Origin of the sequence: Polymorphospora sp. NPDC051019 (genome assembly GCF_040683055.1) — a bacterium.
Lineage (GTDB): Bacteria > Actinomycetota > Actinomycetes > Mycobacteriales > Micromonosporaceae > Polymorphospora > Polymorphospora lycopeni.
This window is the reverse complement of record NZ_JBFBCH010000002.1, coordinates 309890-328033: the sequence shown is the minus strand read 5'-3', so window position 1 is coordinate 328033 and position 18144 is coordinate 309890. Positions and strand designations below refer to the sequence as shown.

Here is an 18144-nt window from a genome sequence, read left to right as displayed (position 1 = left end):
CACTGTCCGGATGGCGCAACGCCCGTCCCACGTTCCGGCGCCCTCCACAGTGTACGGACCGGGCACCGGCGATCCACAATGGACCCGTCGCTGGTCGCCTGTCGCCGTCCCCCTCCGTGCGGCGTTGCCCCCGCCATAGCAGATCCACCCGCCGGACAGCGGTTGTCCACAGTCCGCCCACCGTCCACAGGGCGTAGCCGGCGTCGTTGCGCCCGTGCCGGCCGCCGGCCAGGCTGCTCGACCATGACCCGGTACCTCTCCCGGCCGCCCCTCTTCCCGTCCCCGTCCCGCGTCGGCCGGCCGCCGGCGGGGTGCGTACCGCCAGCCCGGCGGAGGGTGCCCGCATGGCGGCTGCTCCTGGTCGCCGGGCTCGCGGTCGTGATGGGTGTCGCGACACCGGTGCGGCCCGGTGCGGCCGGCCCGCCGGACACCCCGCAGCCGGCCGTGCAGCGGCCCGCCGGGGCCTTCCGCTGGCCACTCGACGGCACCCCACGGCCCGTACGACGCTTCGACCCGCCGCCCCGCCCGTGGCTGCCCGGCCACCGGGGCGTCGACCTGGCCGCCACGACCGGTGTCCCCGTGCTCGCCGCCGGCGCCGGCACGGTGTTCTTCGCCGGCCGGATCGCCGGGCGGGGCGTGGTCAGCGTGGTGCACGGCAACGGCCTGCGCACGACGTACGAACCGGTGCTGCCCGCCGTCACGGGAGGCGCGACGGTCCGGGCCGGCGACCCGATCGGGACCCTGGAGGCCGGACACCCGGGCTGCCCCGTCGAGGCGTGCCTGCACTGGGGCCTGCGCCGCGGTGACGAATACCTCGACCCGCTGGCCCTGCTCGGCCTCGGCCGGGTCCGGCTGCTGCCGCAGTACCTGGCGGGGCCGTCGACGGTCGACGGGGCCGCCGGCGGCCGTCGGGGGCGTCGACGGTCAGCGGAACGGCCGGCGGGCCGGTGAGGGGCCGCTCGGGCGGAGTGGCGGCGGTCAGCGGCCGGCGAGGAAGGCGGGCAGTTGCCGGGCCAGCCGGTCGAACTCCTCGGCGCGGTTGTAGACCTGCGCGCTCAGCCGGAGCAGCCCCTGCCCGCGCCAGGCGTTGATCGCCACCTCGACGGCCAGTTCGTCCGCGATCCGCTGGCGCAGGGTGTGCGCCTCCCGATGGTCGGTGACCAGGCCGGTCGGCAACGGGACGAGCCGCATCGCGACGGAGTCACCGCCGGGGCGGGGCAGCTCGTCGGCCGGGATTCCCAGCGCGGCACCGACCACCCGCTGCCCGTACGCGGCCAGTGCCGCGTTGTGCGCGCGTACCGCCTCGACGCCGAGGGTGCGCAGTGTGAAGAGCCCGGTCGGGGCGGCCAGCCACGGCGAATAGTCGAGGGTCCCCTGAAACTCGACCGACCCCGGGAAACCGGCGGGCTGTTCCCACGAAACGACCAGCGGCTCGATCTGTTCCCGCCACTTCGCCGCCACCACCAGCACGGCGGTGCCGCGTGGCGCGTACGCCCACTTGTGGAAGTTGCCGACCCAGAAGTCCGCCCCGATCGCGTCGACCGCGACCGGCAGGTGACCCGGCACGTGGGCGCCGTCGACCAGCACCGCGACGTCGTGCGCCCGGGCCACGGCGGTGATCGCCGCGACCGGCAGCAGGCGGGCGGTCGGCGAGGTGATGTGGTCCACGATCAGCAGCCTGGTCCGGCCGGGGCGCAGCGCGGCGCGTACCGCGGCCACGATCTCCTGGTCGTTGGCCCGCAGCGGCACGGGCACGGACCGGGCCACCGCCCCGGTGCGGCGGCATTCCCGTTCGACGGCGAGCGACACCGCGCCGTATCCGTGGTCGGTGTGCAGGATCTCGTCGCCGGGGCGCAGCCGCATCGACCCGAGCACGATCGCGGCGCCGGTGGTGGCGTTGCCGACCAGGGCGGTGCCGTCCGGGTCGGCGCCGAGGAAACCGGCCAGGTGCCGACGGGTGTGCGTGATCCGCTCGACCAGGCCGGACTGGAAGAACCGCATCGGGTTGACGTCGACCTCGTCACGGATGCGCTGCTGGGCGCGCTGCACCCCGATCGGCACCGCGCCGAACGAACCGTGGTTGAGATACGCGACGGCCGGGTCGAGTGAGAACAACAGCCGGGCGCCGGTGATCGGTTCGGGTGGTCGCGGTCCGTCAGCGGTCACGGCGCGATCGTAGCTTCTGGCGATCAACGGCCTCCAGGTCTTGCCGGCGGCGTGCTCGGCAGCCCGGGGCTGGCTCGGAGCGGTCGGCGCCCACGGTGCGAAGACGGCGCGTTCGGTGTCCGCCGGTGTGGGCCGTGGTCCGGTGCGCGGGTGGACCTGGAGTGCGGCCGGCGAGATGTGCCGCCGGCTGGGTCCCGGTGTGCCTGCTGGGCGCCGGTGCCCCGGCAGCCCTCGGTGTGCCGCCGGCCCGGCTCGGCGGTCGAGAACGAGGCTAGGCGCGCGGGTGGGCCTGCCGGTAGGCGGCGCGCAGCCGCTCCACCGACACATGGGTGTAGATCTGGGTGCTCGAGAGCGACGAGTGGCCGAGCAGCTCCTGCACCGCCCGCAGGTCGGCACCGCCCTCCAGCAGGTGGGTCGCCGCGGAATGGCGCAACCCGTGTGGGCTGGTGTGCGGCAGGCCGGCGGCCCGGGCGTAGCCGCCGACCACCCGGCGGGCGATCGTCGGTTGCAGCCGCCCGCCCCGGGCACCGAGCAGCAGGGCGTTCCCGCTGTCCGGGGTCGCCAGGTCGGGCCGGCCGAGCCGGAGCCAGTCGTCGACCGCCTCCTCGGCCGGCAGGCCGTACGGCACCGCGCGCTCCTTGTCACCCTTGCCGATGACCCGTACGACCCGCCGCCCCCGGTCGACGTCGGCGATGTCGAGCCCGCAAAGTTCGCTGACCCGGATTCCGGTCGCGTACAGCAGCTCCAGCAGTGCCCGGTCGCGCAGCAACACCGGCGCGGCCTCGTCGCCGGGGGCCCGCACCAGCGTGGCGGCCTGGTCGGCGCGCAGGACGGTCGGCAGTTCGCGCCGCCCCTTCGGGCTGGCCAATTGGGCGCCGACGTCGGTGGCGAGCAGCCCGTTGCGGTGGGCCCAGGCGCTGAACGTGCGCCCGGCCGCCGCCCGGCGTGCCAGCGAACTGCGGGCCGCGCCCAGCGTGCGCAGCCTGGCCAGCCAGCTACGCAGCACGGCGATGTCGAGTTCTTCCGGTGCGGTGCAGCCCATCGCGCTGGCGTGGTCGAGCAGTGAGACCACGTCGGCGACGTACGCCCGTACGGTGTGCGCCGACCGGTTGTCGACCCGGGACAGATGGCGGGCGAAGTCGTCGACCGCGTCCCGCATCGCCGGCGGCAGCTCTTCGTGGGTGACCTGCGTGCTTCGGCTCATCACCGTGACGGTGTCCGGTGCCGGGCACCGCGTCAAGCGGCCACGCCCCGGACCCGGGCACGCCGCCGGGTCACCGGGACGGGCGTCGGCCGCTCGCCGCACGGGTCACGCCGGTCGGCCGCCGGGTGCGGGTCATGCCGGTCGATCAGCGGGTGCGGGTCGTGCCGGTCGGTCGCCGGGCGGGCCCGACCCGCGGGACTTCGGGGCCAGCGCGTAACCGTCGTCGTGGCGTACGACGAAACCGAGCTGTTCGAGCAGCGCGACCTTGCGCATCGCGGTCCGTACGTCGACTCCGGCCCGGGCGGCCAGCGGGTCGAGCCCGATCGGACCGCGCCGGGGCATCGCCTCCAGCAGTTGCGCGGCCTGGTCGTCGAGCCGGTCACGGGGCTGCTCGGGCGCGCGAACGGGCGGGGCCAGGTCCGCGCCGATTCGTCCGACCTCCTCGAGCACGTGCGGCACACCGGTGACCAGGCGGGCGTCGGGCTGGTCGCGCAGCAGCTCGTGGCAGCCGACGGACATCGCCGAGGTGACCGGTCCGGGCACGACCATCGCGCGGCGACCGATGCCCAGCGCCCGGCGCATCGTCTGGGTGGCACCGCTGCGGGCCGCCGCCTCGACCAGCACCGTGCCGGCGGTGCCGGCCGCGATGACCCGGTTGCGGATCAGGAAGCGGTGCCGCAGCGGCTCCTGGCCGGGCAGCCACTCGCTGACCAGCAGCCCGGTGTCGGCGATACGGTCGAAGAGCGCGGTGTTGCCCGCCGGATAGGGCCGGTCGAGCCCGCAGGCCAGCACCGCCACCGTCGTACCGTCGGCGTTCAGGGCGGCCCGGTGCGCCGCCGCGTCGATGCCGAACGCACCGCCCGACACCACGGTCCAACCGCGCTCGGCGAGACCGAAGCCGAGTTCCCCGGCGACGTGCAGGCCGTAGGGGCTGGCCGCCCGGGCACCCACGACGGCGACCGCGCGGTCGAGCGCGTTGGCGAGGTCGAGGTGGCCGCGCACCCAGAGGCACAGTGGCGGCGCGGTCTCCCGGTCGACCCTGCGTTCGACGTCGAGGGCCAGCCGGGTGAGATCGCCGACCGGCCCCGGCCACTCGTCGTCGCCGGGCACCACGATCCGGGCGCCCAGCCGTCCGGCCCGTTCGGCCGCGGCCTCGGCCACCGCCCATGGATCGCCGCTGGCGAGCCGGGCCCCGACCGCCGTACGCAGCCCGGGGTCGGGCACATCGCCGTCGACCATCCGCTGTAGCGCGCGTACCGGGCCGTCGGTGGCCACCATCCGGTAGGCCGCCCAGTTGCCCGGCTCGGCGAGCCAGTTCACCGCGACCCGGGCCAGCCGGGTCCGGTCGATGCCACCCATCGTGCACTCCCTTCGAAGGCGGCCGGCGGGGCCGGCCATGGTGGGTACCGGGTGCCGGTCAGGCCGACCGGCCCGAGCGGAGCTGGCTCGCCTCGGCAACGTCGTCGGCACCGGGGCGGTCCCGCCCGTCGAGGTCGGCGATCGTCCAGGCCATCCGGATCACCCGGTCGTAGCCGCGGGCGGACAGCGCCCCGGTGTCCAGCGACCGGCGCAACTGCTCGGTGTCGCGGGCCGGCAGCCGCCAGCGGGTCCGTCGCAGGTGCGGGCCGGGTACGTCGGCGTTGACCCGCCAGCCCGTGCCGGCCCACCGCTGCGCGGCCGCCGAACGGGCGGCCCGGACCCGCTCGGCGACCACCGCCGACGGCTCGGCCGGGGTCGCGGCGGCGACCAGGTCGGCGGCCCGCAGCGGCACGAGCGGCACCTGCACGTCGATCCGGTCCAGCAGCGGCCCGGACAATCGCCCGATGTAGCGACGCCGGGCCAGCGGGGTGCACTCGCACGCCAGGTCGCCGGACGGCTTGGCGCACGGGCACGGATTCGAGGCCAGGACGAGCTGGAAGCTGGCCGGGTATTCGGTCGCGCCACGGCTGCGGGTGATCAGCACCCGGCCGCTCTCCAGCGGCTGCCGTAGCGCCTCCAGGGCCCGGACGTTGAACTCGGCGGCCTCGTCGAGGAAGAGGACGCCCCGGTGGGCCAGCGACACCGCGCCGGGGCGGGCGAGGCCGCTGCCGCCTCCGACCAGCGACGGGACCGTCGCGGTGTGGTGCGGGGCCTGCAACGGCGGCCGGCGCAGCAGCCGGCCGCCCGGCGGGAGCAGACCGGCGATCGAGTGCAGGGCGCTGACCTCGAGCGCCGCCTCGTCGTCGAGCGGCGGCAGGATCGACGGCAGGCGTTCGGCCAGCATGGTCTTGCCGGCGCCGGGCGGCCCGATCAACGCGACGTGGTGCCCGCCGGCCGCCGCGATCTCCAGCCCGCGCCGGCCGAGCCCCTGCCCGGCGACCTCGGCGAGGTCGGGCCCAGCCGGCGGGGACACCGGGTCCGGCTCGGGCGGTTCGAGCAGCCGGCCGCCGTCGCGGACGAACGCCACCAGCCGGTGCAGCGAGTCGACGCCCTTGACCCGTACGCCGGGCACCACGGCCGCCTCGGCGGCGTTCGCCAGCGGCACGACCACCCGGGTTATCCCGGCCCGTACGGCGGCGACGACCATCGGCAACACCCCGCGCACCGGGCGTACGGCCCCGTCGAGCCCGAGTTCGCCGAGGATCGCCACCCCGTCCAGCGGGGCCAGCGGCAACTCCCCGGAGCCCCCGAGCAGTGCGCAGGCGATGGCGACGTCGAACCCCGAACCGTGCTTGGGCAGGGTGGCCGGCAGCAGGTTGACGGTGATCCGCCGGTTCGGCCAGCTCTGGCCGGAGTTCACGATCGCCGCGCGGACCCGGTCCCGGGCCTCGTTGAGCGCGGTGTCGGGCAGGCCGGACAGTGCGACCGCCGGCAGGCCGGCGGCCAGGTCGGCCTCGACCTCGACCAGATGGCCGGTGACCCCGACCAGGCCGACCGAGAGCACGCGGGCGTAGCTCATCGCCGCCACCCGCCCGCCGCGCCGCCGACGGGCCACGGACCGCCCGCCGCCACGCTGCCGGCGGCCGTGTCGCCCGCCCCCACGCCGCCGGCCGGCCCGGTGCCGACCGCCCGGCCCGACGGAGGTTCCCGGCGAGGACCCGGCATCAGAACGCCGCCCGCACATGTTCCACCGCGGCCGGACCGCGCCCGGTGGTGTGCACCGCGACGACGTCGAAGCGGACCTCGCGCGGGTGTGTGGCGGTGCCGGCGAGCCAGGTGGCGGCGAGCCGGCGCAGGCGCCGTGCCTTCGCCGGCACCACCGCCGCGGCCGGTGGCCCGTACGTGGTGCTCCGCCTGGTCTTCACCTCGCAGAACACCAGGGTCTCGCCGTCCCAGGCGATGATGTCGACCTCGCCGTGGACGCACCGCCAGTTGCGAGCCACCACCCGCAGCCCCGCCGCGACCAGGTGCTGCACCGCACGGCGTTCGCCGTAGGCGCCGACCGCCCGTCTCACCAACGTCATGCCACGAGGCTGGCCGTCCGGGCCGCTCAGGGGTAGGGCGGCCGGTCCGCCTGTGGACGGCGGGCATCCCTGTGGACAGCCGGACGATCAAGTGGTCGCCGTGCTATGGCGTACCGCTCCGGTCGTGCGGGCCGGTCCGGGGCAGGATCTCGACGGCGCCGCCGGTCGGTTCATCCTGCGACGCGGCGGCCCGACATCGGCCCGGCGTCCGAAAAGGCGTGGACCCACCTATCCGCGGCGATTGGCCGTCCGACTCGCACCGTGCGTGGCGCCGGGACGTATCGGCCGGTTCGGAGTGTTCGCCGCGGATGTACGGAAGATCCGGGCCGGCGATCCACCCCCGCCTTGAGGCCGGCGCCCGCGACACGTGACAGGCGGCGGGCCGGTACGGGCGACCGGTTGGCGATGATTGCCAGGGTCGAATACGGTGCGGGACCGTGGACGGTCAACGTAACTACCCCGATGAGCAGGAACCCCGCTGGTACGCCGGTGAACGCGGCTACTCCGAGTCCGGCTGGCGTGGCCGGGCGGACGAGCGCTACCCCGACGACGGCTACCGGGTGCCCGAGCAGCGCTCCGGCGAGGTCGAGGAGAACCGCTACGCCGCGCTGGCCGACCCCGGGCCGCGTCATGCCGGACCGGGCGGCTACTCCGACGGTGACCGCTACACCGACAGCGACCGCTACGCGGGCGGTGACCGATACGCCGACGACGACCGGTTCGGGGCCGATCGGCACCGGGAGCCGGAGTCCCGGCACGCCGAAGAGCTCCGCACGCAGCTCGACATCGAGGTGCGCGACGACCAGGGGCGTGCCGGCTACGGAAGCGGCGAGGCGGCCCGGGGCGCCCTCGGCTCGATCCGGCTGCCGCTGGAGCCTCCGTCGCGTGGCACCGGTGGCGGCGCAGACCTGCTGGACAGCGGGCGTGGCGAGCCGCTCGACACGCGGCGTGGCGGTCCCGAACGGACCGGGCTGGTGGAGATCGGACGCCGGCCGACCGAGCCGGGACGGCCGGTGTCACCGGCGGGGCCGCCGGCCCCGGAGCCGGCCCGGTCCGTGATCGACGTACCGGTCTCGCCGGTCGAGCCGGGGCCGATGGCCGAGCCGCCGCGCGCCGCCGAACCGCAGCACCGGCCGGAGATGCACCACCACGCCACCGAGGCGTTGCGGGCACCCTCCGACGCACACCGCATTCCGGACGCTCCCCGTGTTCCGGACGCCGGCCGGACGATCGACGCGAACCGGGACGCCGATGCGCACCGGCCGCTGGAACTGCCGACCGGGCCGATGCCGGCCGTCACGATGCACCAGGCCGAGGCACCGCCCGGTGACGGGCCGCGATACCCGGGCGACCCGTTCGACCGCGCCGCGCCGCGCCGCCCCGGCGGCACCGCGCCGGTCGGCGACGGCGTGTACCGAACCCGCCGCCCCGGCCTGGCGGTCGCGTACGCCCTGCTCGTCCTGATCTTCGAGGTGCCCGCCCTGGTGCTTCTCGCCAGTGCGCTGCTCGCCGACCCGATCTCGTTCGGCGGGGTGGTCGCGGGCGTCATGCTGGTCCTCGGGCTGCCGGTGTTCGGTGCCGGCCTCTACGCCCTGGCGACCGGCGCGGCCGGGCTCGCCGAGCCGGGTCGTGCCTGGCTACGGCCGCCGACCGCCTACCTCACGGTCGGCCTGGTGCTCTTCGTCGCGGCGGCGCTCGCGGCCGGCTGACCCCAGCCGGGTCCGGCCGGGCGCGGGCGTCCGGCCGGGCCACCAGCCGGGTCGGTCCGGCGCCGGTCACCGGCGGGTACGGGTCGGGGCCGGAGCGGCCACGTCAGGGCGTACACTTATCGACTGGCGACCGCCATGCGGTCGACCTCGCGCGCCCTCCCCGCGGTCATCCGTGGGGCGACGGCCCCCTGGTCCCGACTCCGTTCGGGTCCGCCATGGCCGACGACCAGGTGCCAGGATGCCCGGCCGGCCGGCCGGGCGTGACAACCAGGGACCATAGAAGGAGCACCCCACCATGGCCGTAGTGACCATGCGTCAGCTGCTGGAGAGCGGCGTCCACTTCGGGCACCAGACCCGGCGCTGGAACCCGAAGATGAAGCGCTTCATCTTCACCGAGCGTAACGGCATCTACATCATCGACCTGCGCCAGACCCTCGACTACATCGAGAAGGCGTACGAGTTCGTGCGTGGCACCGTCGCCGAGGGCGGCAGCATCCTCTTCGTCGGCACCAAGAAGCAGGCGCAGGAGGCCATCGCCGAGCAGGCGACCCGGGTGGGCCAGCCCTACGTCAACCACCGCTGGCTGGGCGGCATGCTGACCAACTTCCAGACGGTCTACAAGCGGCTCCAGCGGATGAAGGAGCTGGAGGCGATCGGCGACCTCAGCGGCACCGCGCAGGGCTACACCAAGAAGGAGACGCTCCAGCTCTCCCGCGAGAAGATCAAGCTCACCCGCACCCTGGGTGGTCTGCGTGACATGCAGAAGGTGCCGGCCGCGATCTGGGTCGTCGACACCAAGAAGGAGCACATCGCCGTTGACGAGGCCCGCAAGCTGGGCATCCCGGTGATCGCCGTGCTCGACACGAACTGTGACCCCGACGAGGTCGATTTCCCGATTCCGGGCAACGACGACGCGATCCGCTCCGCCGAACTGCTCACCAAGGTCATCGCCGCGGCGGTCGCCGACGGCCTGATCGCCCGCTCCGGACGGCAGCGCGGCACCGACGAGAAGCCCGAGCCGGGTGTGGTCGCGGCCGACGAGCCGCTGGCCGAGTGGGAGCGCGAGCTGCTGGAGACGCCGGAGAAGAAGGCCGACGAAGAGCAGAAGGCTGCCGAGCCCGCGGCGGCTGCCGCCGAGTGACCTCACCATCGGGCCGGGCCGGACGTGGACCCGCGGCCGGCCCGCCCGATCGGGTACGAGGGCACGGTGCGCCCCGGATTGGGTAATCCCCAACTGACCACCCCACCCACAGCCTCAAACATCGAAGAGAGAGTCATGTCCAACTTCACCGCCGCGGACGTCAAGAAGCTCCGCGACCTCACCGGCGCCGGCATGATGGACTGCAAGAAGGCGCTCACGGAGACCGAGGGCGACTTCGACAAGGCTGTCGAGCTCCTGCGGATCAAGGGTGCCAAGGACGTCGACAAGCGTGCGGGTCGCACCGCCGCGAACGGCCTCGTGGCCCACTCCGGCAAGGCGCTGCTCGAACTCAACTGCGAGACCGACTTCGTCGCCAAGAACGCCGACTTCATCGCGCTGGCCCAGCAGTTGGTCGAGCACGGCGAGCAGGCCGGCGTCGCCGACGCCGAGGCGCTGCTGGCGTCGACGCTGCCGGACGGCCGTACCGTCGCCGACACCGTGCTCGAGCAGTCGGCCAAGATCGGCGAGAAGCTCGTGCTGAACCGCTTCGCCAAGGTCGACGGCACGGTCGCCGTCTACCTGCACCGCAAGGCGCAGGACCTGCCGCCGCAGGTCGGCGTGCTGGTCGAATACGCCGGCAAGGCCGACGAGGCGGGCGACGCCGACGCCCGTGCCGTGGCGATGCAGATCGCCGCGATGCGGCCGAAGTTCCTCACCCGTGACGAGGTGCCGGCCGAGACGGTCGAGTCCGAGCGGCGCATCGCCGAGCAGAGCGCCCGCGAGGAGGGCAAGCCCGAGGCTGCCATCTCCAAGATCATTGAGGGTCGCGTCAACGCCTTCTTCAAGGACTTCGTCCTGCTGGAGCAGGCGTCTGTCACCGACAACAAGAAGTCGGTCAAGCAGGTCATCGGCGAGGCCGGCATCGACGTGACGCGGTTCGTCCGGTTCGAGGTCGGCCAGGCCTGACCGAGCCCGACCGTGCGGTTCTCCCGCCCTCGCGGGCGGGACGGCCGCGTGGGTATAGACAATCCGAGGAGGCCGCTGGTGTACGTGATAGGCACCGCGGCCTCCTCGTCCCATAAGGTGGGCGGCGGCACCCTCCGGTGCCACCGCGCGGCGGGCTTGCCCCGCGCATGAGAGGCGGGTCGGATGACGCAGACCGTGAATGAGCAGACCGCTGTGCAGGACGATCCCACCGCACCACCCCCCGGCCGGTCCCGACGGGTCGTCCTGAAGTTGTCCGGCGAGGTCTTCGGCGGCGGGGAGGTCGGCGTCGCTCCCGACGTCGTACAGGCCGTCGCCCGGCAGATCGCCACCGTCGTCCGGCGTGGGGTGCAGGTCTCCGTGGTGATCGGCGGCGGCAACTTCTTCCGCGGCGCGGAGTTGCAGAAGCGTGGCATGGACCGCGCCCGGGCCGACTACATGGGCATGCTCGGCACCGTCATGAACTGCCTCGCGCTGCAGGACTTTCTCGAGAAGGAGGGCATCGAGACGCGGGTACAGACCGCGATCACGATGGCCCAGGTCGCCGAGCCCTACATCCCGTTGCGGGCGATCCGTCACCTGGAGAAGGGCCGTGTGGTCATCTTCGGTGCCGGCGCCGGAATGCCCTATTTCTCTACCGACACGGTCGCTGCCCAGCGGGCGCTGGAGATCCGTGCCGACGTGGTGCTGATGAGCAAGAACGGTGTGGACGCCGTCTACACCGCCGACCCGCGCACCGATCCCGATGCCCGCCGACTCGACACCGTCACGTTCGCCGAGGCGCTGAGCCGCGGCCTGCGGGTCGCTGACGCCGCGGCGTTCAGCCTCTGCATGGACAATGGCCTGCCGATGCTGGTGTTCGGCGCGGAGGGCGAGGACACCATCATCCGGGCGGTCGGTGGCGAGCGGATCGGGACCCTGATCACGGCCTAGGCCGTCCGACGACCTACGAGCAAGAGAAGGAGGCGACGGAGCAGGTGATCGACGACACGCTCCTCGAGGCCGAAGAGAAGATGGACCGCGCGGTCGAACACGCCAAAGAGGAGTTCGGCGCGATCCGGACGGGGCGGGCCAGCCCGGCGATGTTCTCCAAGGTCATCATCGACTACTACGGCACCCCCACGCCGCTGACCCAGATGGCGTCGGTGGGTGTGCCCGAGCCCCGGATGGCCATCATCAAGCCGTACGACGCGTCGCAACTCCAGGCGATGGAGAAGGCGATCCGCGACTCCGACCTGGGGGTCAACCCCAACAACGAGGGCAACCAGCTCCGGATCCTGCTGCCGCAGATGACCGAGGAGCGGCGCCGCGACATGATCAAGGTGGCCCGCAACAAGGGCGAGGAAGCCAAGGTCGCGATCCGCAACGTGCGGCGCAAGGCGAAGGAAGAGCTGGACCGCATCGTCAAGGACGGCGAGGCCGGCGAGGACGATGGACGCCGTGCCGAGAAGGAACTCGACGACCTCACCCACCGCTACGTGACACACGTCGACGAGCTGGTCAAGCACAAGGAAACCGAGCTGCTCGAGGTCTGATGTCCTACCTCGACCCTCATCCCGGATCGGGCACCGACGCACATCGGGCGCGGCACACCGGTGCCGCGCCCGATCCCTACGCCCGGCACTCGCGCCCCGACGCCAACCCGTCGCCCAGCCCCGACGACTGGCCGCCGCGTAACGGCAACGGGTACGCCGTACCGGGTCGGCCGCCCGGTGGGCATGGCGGGTACACGAACGGTGCCGTCCCCGCGTACCCGCCGGGTGCCGGTGACGATCCCGAGCCGGTGGTGGACGAGCAGACGGCCGCCTACCCGATGGTGGACGCCGACGCGCAGACGGCCGCATACCCGGTGGTGCAGCCGCCGGAACCGTCGGAACCGCCGCGTCGACGGCAGCCGGGGAAGCGCCGGGCCGGCCGCGCGGGTACGGCCGCCGGGCCGAAACCGCCGAGTCGGGCCGGCCGCAACCTGCCCGCCGCGATCGGGGTCGGCGTCACCCTCGGCGCGGTGCTCGTCGGCACCCTGTTCGCCTACCGGCCGGCGTTCCTGGTCGTGATCGCGCTGGCGTTCAGCGTCGGAATCTGGGAGATGACCCGCGCGGTACGCGCCGTCGACGCCCGTCCACCGATGGTTCCGCTGCTCGCCGGCGGCGTACTCATGACCGGTCTGGCCTGGCAGGTCGGTCCGGACGGGCTTCTTCTCGGGCTCGTGGTCACGGTGCTCGCCGCTCTCGTGTGGCGGATCGGCGACGGGTGGGCCGGCTACCGGCGCGACCTGACCGCCTCCGTGCTCATCGCGGTCTACGTGCCGTTCCTCGGCGGGTTCGCCGCGCTGATGGCCGCCATGCCGGACGGTGACTGGCGGATCTTCGTCATCCTCGCGGCCGTGGTCCTGTCCGACACCGGCGGTTACGCCGTCGGTGTCCTCCTCGGCCGGCATCCGATGGCCCCGTCGATCAGCCCGAAGAAGTCCTGGGAGGGGTTCGGCGGCTCGGTGACCGCCGCGGCCGTCGGCAGCGCTCTGCTGCTCTACTTCCTGCTCGATGTAGCGCCCTGGTGGGGAGCGGTCTTCGGGGTGGCGGTCTCGGTGGCCGCGGTCCTCGGCGACCTGGCCGAGTCGATGATCAAACGCGATCTCAACATAAAGGACATGAGTAACCTACTGCCCGGGCACGGCGGTCTGATGGACCGGCTCGACTCGGTCCTCTTCGCGGTGCCGACCGCCTACTTCCTCCTGACGCTGTTCGCCCCACCCGGCTGAGGGATGGTGCACGTTTGGGGGTCCTCGGGGCCGGGTGGTCCGGCCGGCGCGTGGGACACTGGACAGGCCATGAATAGCCTGCCAGTGATCCCGATCAGCCCCACCGGCACTGCCGGCACGACCAGCCCCGCCGGTTTCGCCGACCCGGCCGGCCCCGCCGGCACGCCCGGCCCGGCTCCCGGTGCCGCCCGCCGGGCCTCGATGCCGCCCCGGCACCTCGCCGACCTCGACCTCGCCGGCCGGCGGGCACTCGTCACCGAACTCGGCGAGCCCGCCTTCCGGGCCCGGCAGATGTCGACGCACTACTTCGGCCGGCTGGTCCGCGACCCGGCCCTGATGACCGACCTGCCGGCCGCCGCCCGGGACCGGCTGGCGGCGGAGCTGCTGCCCACCCTGCTCACCCCCGTACGCGAGATGGCCTGTGACGACGGGGCCACCCGCAAGGCCCTGTGGCGGCTGCACGACGGAGCGCTCGTGGAAAGCGTGCTCATGGGTTATTCCGACCGGGTCACGGTCTGCATCTCCAGCCAGGCGGGCTGCGGGATGGCGTGCCCGTTCTGCGCCACCGGGCAGGCCGGGCTGACCCGTAACCTCTCGACGGCCGAGATCGTCGACCAGGCCGTCTACCTCGCCGGTGTCGCCGCCTCCGGTGTGGTAGCCGGCGCCCCACCCCGGTTGTCGCACGTGGTGTTCATGGGCATGGGGGAGCCGCTGGCCAACTACGCCCGGGTCGTGGCGGCCGTACGCCGGCTCTGTGCACCGGCACCGGAGGGGCTCGGGCTGTCCCAGCGGCACATCACCGTCTCCACCGTCGGGCTGGTCCCGGCGATGCGCCGGCTGGCCGACGAAGACCTCTCGGTCACCCTTGCGCTGTCGCTGCACGCGCCCGATGATGAGCTGCGCGACGAACTCGTGCCGGTCAACCAGCGCTGGAAGGTCGCCGAGGTGCTCGACGCGGCGTGGGCCTACGCCGACCGGACGGGGCGCCGGGTATCGATCGAATACGCGATGATCAAAGAGGTGAACGACCAGCCGTGGCGAGCCGACCTCCTTGGCCGGCTGCTGGCTGGGCGGCTGGCCCACGTGAACCTCATCCCACTCAACCCGACCCCGGGCAGCCGCTGGGACGCCAGCCCCAAGCCGGTGGAGCGGGAGTTCGTCCGCCGCCTGCGCCAGGCGGGCGTCTCGACGACCGTACGCGACACCCGTGGCCAGGAGATCGACGGCGCCTGCGGGCAGCTCGCCGCCGCCGAGGTGGACCGGTGAGCGGGCGGAACGGGCGGACCCACGACCGCTGCCGGCGCGGCGGATGGGCGTCAGAATGGCACAGTTGGCGTGCGGGCCGGCCCGGGCCCGCCGGCCGGTTGCCGGGTGACCAGGCGTGACGAGCGAGCGAACCAGGAGACATAGTGGCGAGTCAGGGTCAGCGTTTCCGGCGTAAGGCGCTCCGTCGGGGTTACAAGGTCGACGAGGTGGACACCTTCCTCGACCGGGTCGAGGCCACGCTCGCCGGTGAGCCGGTGGGCTCGCCGGTCGCCTCGCAGGAGGTCCACGACGTGGTCTTCCGGGTCCGGTTCGGCGGCTACGACGAGTGGCAGGTGGACCTGCACCTCGACCGGGTGGAGCGGCAGCTCGCCGAGTTCGAGGAGCGCGGCGGCCCGGCCCACGCGCCGGAGCCCCGCGCCGTCGAGCGGTTCGACCGTGGCGGCCCGCCCGACCGTAAGGCCCCCGACCGGATGGGTCCGCCGGACCGGATGGGTCCGCCGGACCGTCTCGGCCCGCCCGACCGGATGGGGCCGCCGGACCGGATGGGTCCGCCCGGACCCGACCGGATGCCTCCGGTCGGTTCCGCCCCGCCGCCCCGCGCGATGCCGGCACCGGCCGGCCCGCCGCCCGGCGACCCCTACGGTCGCTACGACGAGCCCACCGGGTCGTTCGGCGGTGGCTACGACGGCCCCCGCGGCTACGACGGCCCGCCCGGCCCGGCGGGTCCTCCGCCGGGTGCCGGCCCGCGCCGGTTCGACGAGCCCGATGACCGGTTCGACGGTTTCGAGCCCGGCCGGCACGGCCGCATGGACATGACCGCCGAGATCCGGATGCCCGACCGTGACCCGCGCGCCGCCGGCCCGCGTACCGGACCGGCCGGCCCGCCGCCGGACCGGCCCCCCTACGATCGCCCACCGGTGGCCCGCGCGCCGTTCGACGGCCCGCCGGTCGACCGCCCGCCGCTGGACCGGCCGCCCTACGACCGGCCCCAGTTCGACGGTCCGCCGCCGCTGGACCGGCCCCAGTTCGACGGTCCGCCGCCGCTGGACCGGCCGCCGTTCGGCGGCCCGCCGCCCGCCGGTGGCGACGCGCAGCGGGTCGACGAGATCCGGCGTACCTTCCAGGTTCGCCGCTTCGGCAGCGGATACGACCCGGTGCAGGTCGACCGGCTCTTCGACGGGATCCTCATGGCGATGTCCGGCCGTGGCCCGATGCCGGTCGACCCGGCCGCCCTGGACAACACCCGGTTCGAGTTGGTGCCGGGCGGCTACTTCGAGGCCGAGGTCGAGGCGGCACTCAAGGAGGTCCAGGACATCCTGCGCCGGCACTGAGCCGCACGCACGAAGGGCCCGTTCCGGTACGTACCGGAACGGGCCCTGTGTGTTCCGGGGCCGGTCTGGTGCCGCGACCCGGCACGGGCCGACGGCTGGTGCCGCGAGGGTGGTCGCGGCGCGGAGCGGCCGGTGTCAGTTACGCAGGCCGTTGCGGCGCAGCACGATGTCGCCGACGACGATGAGCAGCAGCAGCGCGGCGAGGCCGACCAGCCAGATGTCCTCGACGCGGCCCTCGTGGTTACCGATGACCATCGACAGCAGAAGCAGTGCGGACACCACCGCACCGATCTGGCCCGCCTTGCGGTGGCCCGGCTTGCGCTGGTCGGGTGAGGTTACCGGCTCGCTTCCCGCCACGGTGAGGTCCTTTCCCAGGTGATGCGATCTGGGTAAGAGTCTGGCACGGGCCACCCGGCCCGCCGCCAGTGGGCCGTACGACCCGTTCGGTGGCGTCGGCGAACCGCGGCACCGTCGGCTCCGGTAGCGTTTTGCCGTACACCTTGATGGTCTTGATCTAGGAGGTCTGTGCGGTGCGAGTGACCGGTACGGGGCACGCCAGCATGCGGATCGACACGGCCGCGGGCAGCATCCTGTGCGACCCGTGGGTCAACCCGGCCTACTTCGCCTCCTGGTTTCCCTTCCCGGACAACTCCCAACTCGACTGGGAGACGCTCGGCGACGTCGACTACCTCTACGTTTCGCATCTCCACCGTGACCACTTCGACGCGGCGCACCTGCGCCGCTTCATCTCGAAGAAGGCGACGGTGCTGCTGCCGGAGTATCCGACCACGGAACTCGAGGACGAGCTGCGCGAGGTGGGTTTCACCCGGTTCATCCGGACCAAGACCAACGAGGTGACCGAACTCGGCGGCGGCCTCAAGGTGCTGATCCAGGCGCTGACGTCGCCCACCGACGGTCCCATCGGGGACTCGTCGCTGTGGGTCGAGTACGACGGCGTCCGGCTGCTCAACCAGAACGACGCCCGCCCGACCGACCTGACCATGTTCGCCGAACTCGGACATGTGCACGCGCACCTGCTCCAGTTCTCCGGCGCTATCTGGTACCCGATGGTCTACGAGCTGCCGAACGCGGCCAAGACCGCGTTCGGCAAGCAGAAGCGGGAGCGGCAGTACGACCGCACCTGGCGCTACATCGACGACCTGAAGGCGTCGCACGTCTTCCCGATCGCCGGTCCGCCGTGCTTCCTCGACGACGAGTTGTGGCAGTTCAACGACATCCACGGCGACGAGGGCAACATCTTCCCCGACCAGTCCGACTTCCTGCGCGAATACGCCAAGGTCGGCGGCAGCAACGCGATCGTGCTGCTGCCCGGCACGGTCACCGAGCTGACCGCCGACGGTGGGGCGCGCACCGAGCACCCGGTGGCGGACCTCGACGAGTTCTTCGCCAACAAGGAACAGCACCTGCGCGAATACCAGGAGCGGCAGCGGCCGGTGATCGAGGCGGCGAAGCAGTCCTGGCGGCACCCCGAGGTCGACGTGCTCAAGGAGATGAAGCGGCGGATCGAGCCGCTGCTCGAGGAGTCGGTCTACCTCGCCAAGGGCGTCGGTGGCCCGGTCCGGTTCGACCTGGTCGGCTACGACGGCGAGTCGATCGAGTCGGTCGTCGTGGACTTCCCGGGCAAGCAGGTTCGCCCGTACGCCGACGAGAAGGTCCGCTACCGATTCCGCACCGAGCGCGCCCTGATCGAGCAACTGCTGCACTCCGGCGAGGTCGACTGGGTCAACTCGCTGTTCCTGTCCTGCCGGTTCTCCGCCGCCCGGATCGGGCAGTACAACGAGTTCGTCTACGCGTTCTTCAAGTGCCTGTCGGAGGAGCGCCTCCAGTACGCCGAGGGCTGGTATGCCGAACAGAAGCCGGACGCCGAGGACATCAAGCTGGGCGACTGGATCGTGCAGCGTCGCTGCCCGCACCTGAAGGCGGACCTGACCCGGTTCGGGATCGTGGAGGGCAACCAGTTGACCTGCCAGCTCCACGGCTGGCGGTTCGACCTGCCCAGCGGGCGCTGTCTGACCAGCGTCGGCCACGAGGTCCGGGCCCGCCGCGCCGGGACGCCGGCACCAGCCGAGGCAGAACCGGCTCCCGCCGACCCGGCGGCCGGCTGACTCGTCACCGCGTCCG

16 protein-coding genes are annotated in these 18144 nt (G+C 73.3%); 10 read left to right on the top strand and 6 right to left on the bottom strand.

The annotated features are described in order from the left end of the window. Positions 1-336 precede the first annotated feature (336 nt). On the top strand, positions 337-951 hold the full coding sequence (locus AB0M79_RS05595) for a peptidoglycan DD-metalloendopeptidase family protein (protein WP_364208100.1): 615 nt from the start codon (positions 337-339) through the stop codon (positions 949-951). 27 nt (positions 952-978) lie between these two features. Here AB0M79_RS05595 and AB0M79_RS05590 read toward each other — a convergent pair whose 3' ends face one another. The 5 genes from AB0M79_RS05590 to AB0M79_RS05570 form a co-directional block, all read right to left on the bottom strand. Further along, entirely contained in the window at positions 979-2166 is a 1188-nt protein-coding gene (locus AB0M79_RS05590) for an aminotransferase class V-fold PLP-dependent enzyme (RefSeq protein WP_364208097.1), read from the bottom strand. 271 nt (positions 2167-2437) lie between these two features. Continuing rightward, a complete protein-coding gene (locus tag AB0M79_RS05585) occupies positions 2438-3370 on the bottom strand; it encodes a tyrosine recombinase XerC (RefSeq protein ID WP_364208094.1) in 933 nt (310 codons plus the stop codon). 132 nt (positions 3371-3502) lie between these two features. Then, on the bottom strand, positions 3503-4729 hold the full coding sequence (gene dprA / locus AB0M79_RS05580) for a DNA-processing protein DprA (RefSeq protein ID WP_364208091.1): 1227 nt from the start codon (positions 4727-4729) through the stop codon (positions 3503-3505). A gap of 58 nt (positions 4730-4787) precedes the next feature. Further along, positions 4788-6308, bottom strand: a complete 1521-nt coding sequence (locus AB0M79_RS05575) for a YifB family Mg chelatase-like AAA ATPase (protein ID WP_364208088.1) — start codon at positions 6306-6308, stop codon at positions 4788-4790. A 145-nt stretch (positions 6309-6453) separates the two neighbouring features. Beyond that, positions 6454-6813 carry a YraN family protein gene (locus AB0M79_RS05570; RefSeq protein ID WP_364208085.1) on the bottom strand — a complete coding sequence of 120 codons (360 nt, stop codon included), beginning with the start codon at positions 6811-6813 and terminating at the stop codon, positions 6454-6456. Between the two features lie 437 nt (positions 6814-7250). Here AB0M79_RS05570 and AB0M79_RS05565 point away from each other — a divergent pair, with 437 nt between their 5' ends. The 8 genes from AB0M79_RS05565 to AB0M79_RS05530 all read left to right on the top strand — a co-directional run bounded on the left by AB0M79_RS05565 (position 7251) and on the right by AB0M79_RS05530 (position 16002). After that, positions 7251-8522: a hypothetical protein gene (locus AB0M79_RS05565; protein ID WP_364208082.1), complete on the top strand. Its 1272-nt coding sequence runs from the start codon at positions 7251-7253 to the stop codon at positions 8520-8522. Positions 8523-8817: 295 nt separating this feature from the next. Next, positions 8818-9663 carry a 30S ribosomal protein S2 gene (gene rpsB / locus AB0M79_RS05560; RefSeq protein WP_364208079.1) on the top strand — a complete coding sequence of 282 codons (846 nt, stop codon included), beginning with the start codon at positions 8818-8820 and terminating at the stop codon, positions 9661-9663. Positions 9664-9798: 135 nt separating this feature from the next. Then, entirely contained in the window at positions 9799-10629 is an 831-nt protein-coding gene (tsf, locus tag AB0M79_RS05555; RefSeq protein WP_364208076.1) for a translation elongation factor Ts, read from the top strand. A gap of 183 nt (positions 10630-10812) precedes the next feature. Then, positions 10813-11580: a UMP kinase gene (pyrH, locus tag AB0M79_RS05550; RefSeq protein WP_357535770.1), complete on the top strand. Its 768-nt coding sequence runs from the start codon at positions 10813-10815 to the stop codon at positions 11578-11580. 44 nt (positions 11581-11624) lie between these two features. Continuing rightward, positions 11625-12182: a ribosome recycling factor gene (gene frr, locus AB0M79_RS05545; RefSeq protein WP_364208073.1), complete on the top strand. Its 558-nt coding sequence runs from the start codon at positions 11625-11627 to the stop codon at positions 12180-12182. Continuing rightward, positions 12182-13405, top strand: a complete 1224-nt coding sequence (locus tag AB0M79_RS05540; protein WP_364208070.1) for a phosphatidate cytidylyltransferase — start codon at positions 12182-12184, stop codon at positions 13403-13405. The genes frr and AB0M79_RS05540 overlap by 1 nt, the downstream gene beginning before the upstream one ends. Before the next feature lie 69 nt (positions 13406-13474). Further along, complete coding sequence (gene rlmN / locus AB0M79_RS05535) at positions 13475-14671, top strand: 23S rRNA (adenine(2503)-C(2))-methyltransferase RlmN (protein ID WP_364208068.1); 1197 nt, start codon at positions 13475-13477, stop codon at positions 14669-14671. Between the two features lie 143 nt (positions 14672-14814). Continuing rightward, entirely contained in the window at positions 14815-16002 is a 1188-nt protein-coding gene (locus tag AB0M79_RS05530; RefSeq protein ID WP_364208065.1) for a DivIVA domain-containing protein, read from the top strand. Between the two features lie 135 nt (positions 16003-16137). On the opposite strand, the gene AB0M79_RS05525 is transcribed toward AB0M79_RS05530, so the two are convergent. Beyond that, entirely contained in the window at positions 16138-16359 is a 222-nt protein-coding gene (locus tag AB0M79_RS05525; RefSeq protein ID WP_357535775.1) for a DUF2631 domain-containing protein, read from the bottom strand. A 173-nt stretch (positions 16360-16532) separates the two neighbouring features. Between AB0M79_RS05525 and AB0M79_RS05520 the strand changes: the two genes are divergently transcribed. Then, positions 16533-18128 (top strand): Rieske 2Fe-2S domain-containing protein, encoded by a 1596-nt coding sequence (locus AB0M79_RS05520; RefSeq protein ID WP_364208062.1) that lies wholly within the window; start codon positions 16533-16535, stop codon positions 18126-18128. Positions 18129-18144: the final 16 nt, after the last annotated feature.

Excerpts from the sequence above, each read along its gene's own strand:
- AB0M79_RS05540 (WP_364208070.1), top strand. The coding sequence starts at position 12,182 with ATGTCCTACCTCGACCCTCATCCCGGATCGGGCACCGACGCACATCGG.
- tsf (WP_364208076.1), top strand. The coding sequence starts at position 9,799 with ATGTCCAACTTCACCGCCGCGGACGTCAAGAAGCTCCGCGACCTCACC.
- AB0M79_RS05570 (WP_364208085.1), bottom strand. The coding sequence starts at position 6,813 with ATGACGTTGGTGAGACGGGCGGTCGGCGCCTACGGCGAACGCCGTGCG.
- rpsB (WP_364208079.1), top strand. The coding sequence starts at position 8,818 with ATGGCCGTAGTGACCATGCGTCAGCTGCTGGAGAGCGGCGTCCACTTC.
- dprA (WP_364208091.1), bottom strand. The coding sequence starts at position 4,729 with ATGGGTGGCATCGACCGGACCCGGCTGGCCCGGGTCGCGGTGAACTGG.
- pyrH (WP_357535770.1), top strand. The coding sequence starts at position 10,813 with ATGACGCAGACCGTGAATGAGCAGACCGCTGTGCAGGACGATCCCACC.
- AB0M79_RS05585 (WP_364208094.1), bottom strand. The coding sequence starts at position 3,370 with ATGAGCCGAAGCACGCAGGTCACCCACGAAGAGCTGCCGCCGGCGATG.
- AB0M79_RS05575 (WP_364208088.1), bottom strand. The coding sequence starts at position 6,308 with ATGAGCTACGCCCGCGTGCTCTCGGTCGGCCTGGTCGGGGTCACCGGC.
- rlmN (WP_364208068.1), top strand. The coding sequence starts at position 13,475 with ATGAATAGCCTGCCAGTGATCCCGATCAGCCCCACCGGCACTGCCGGC.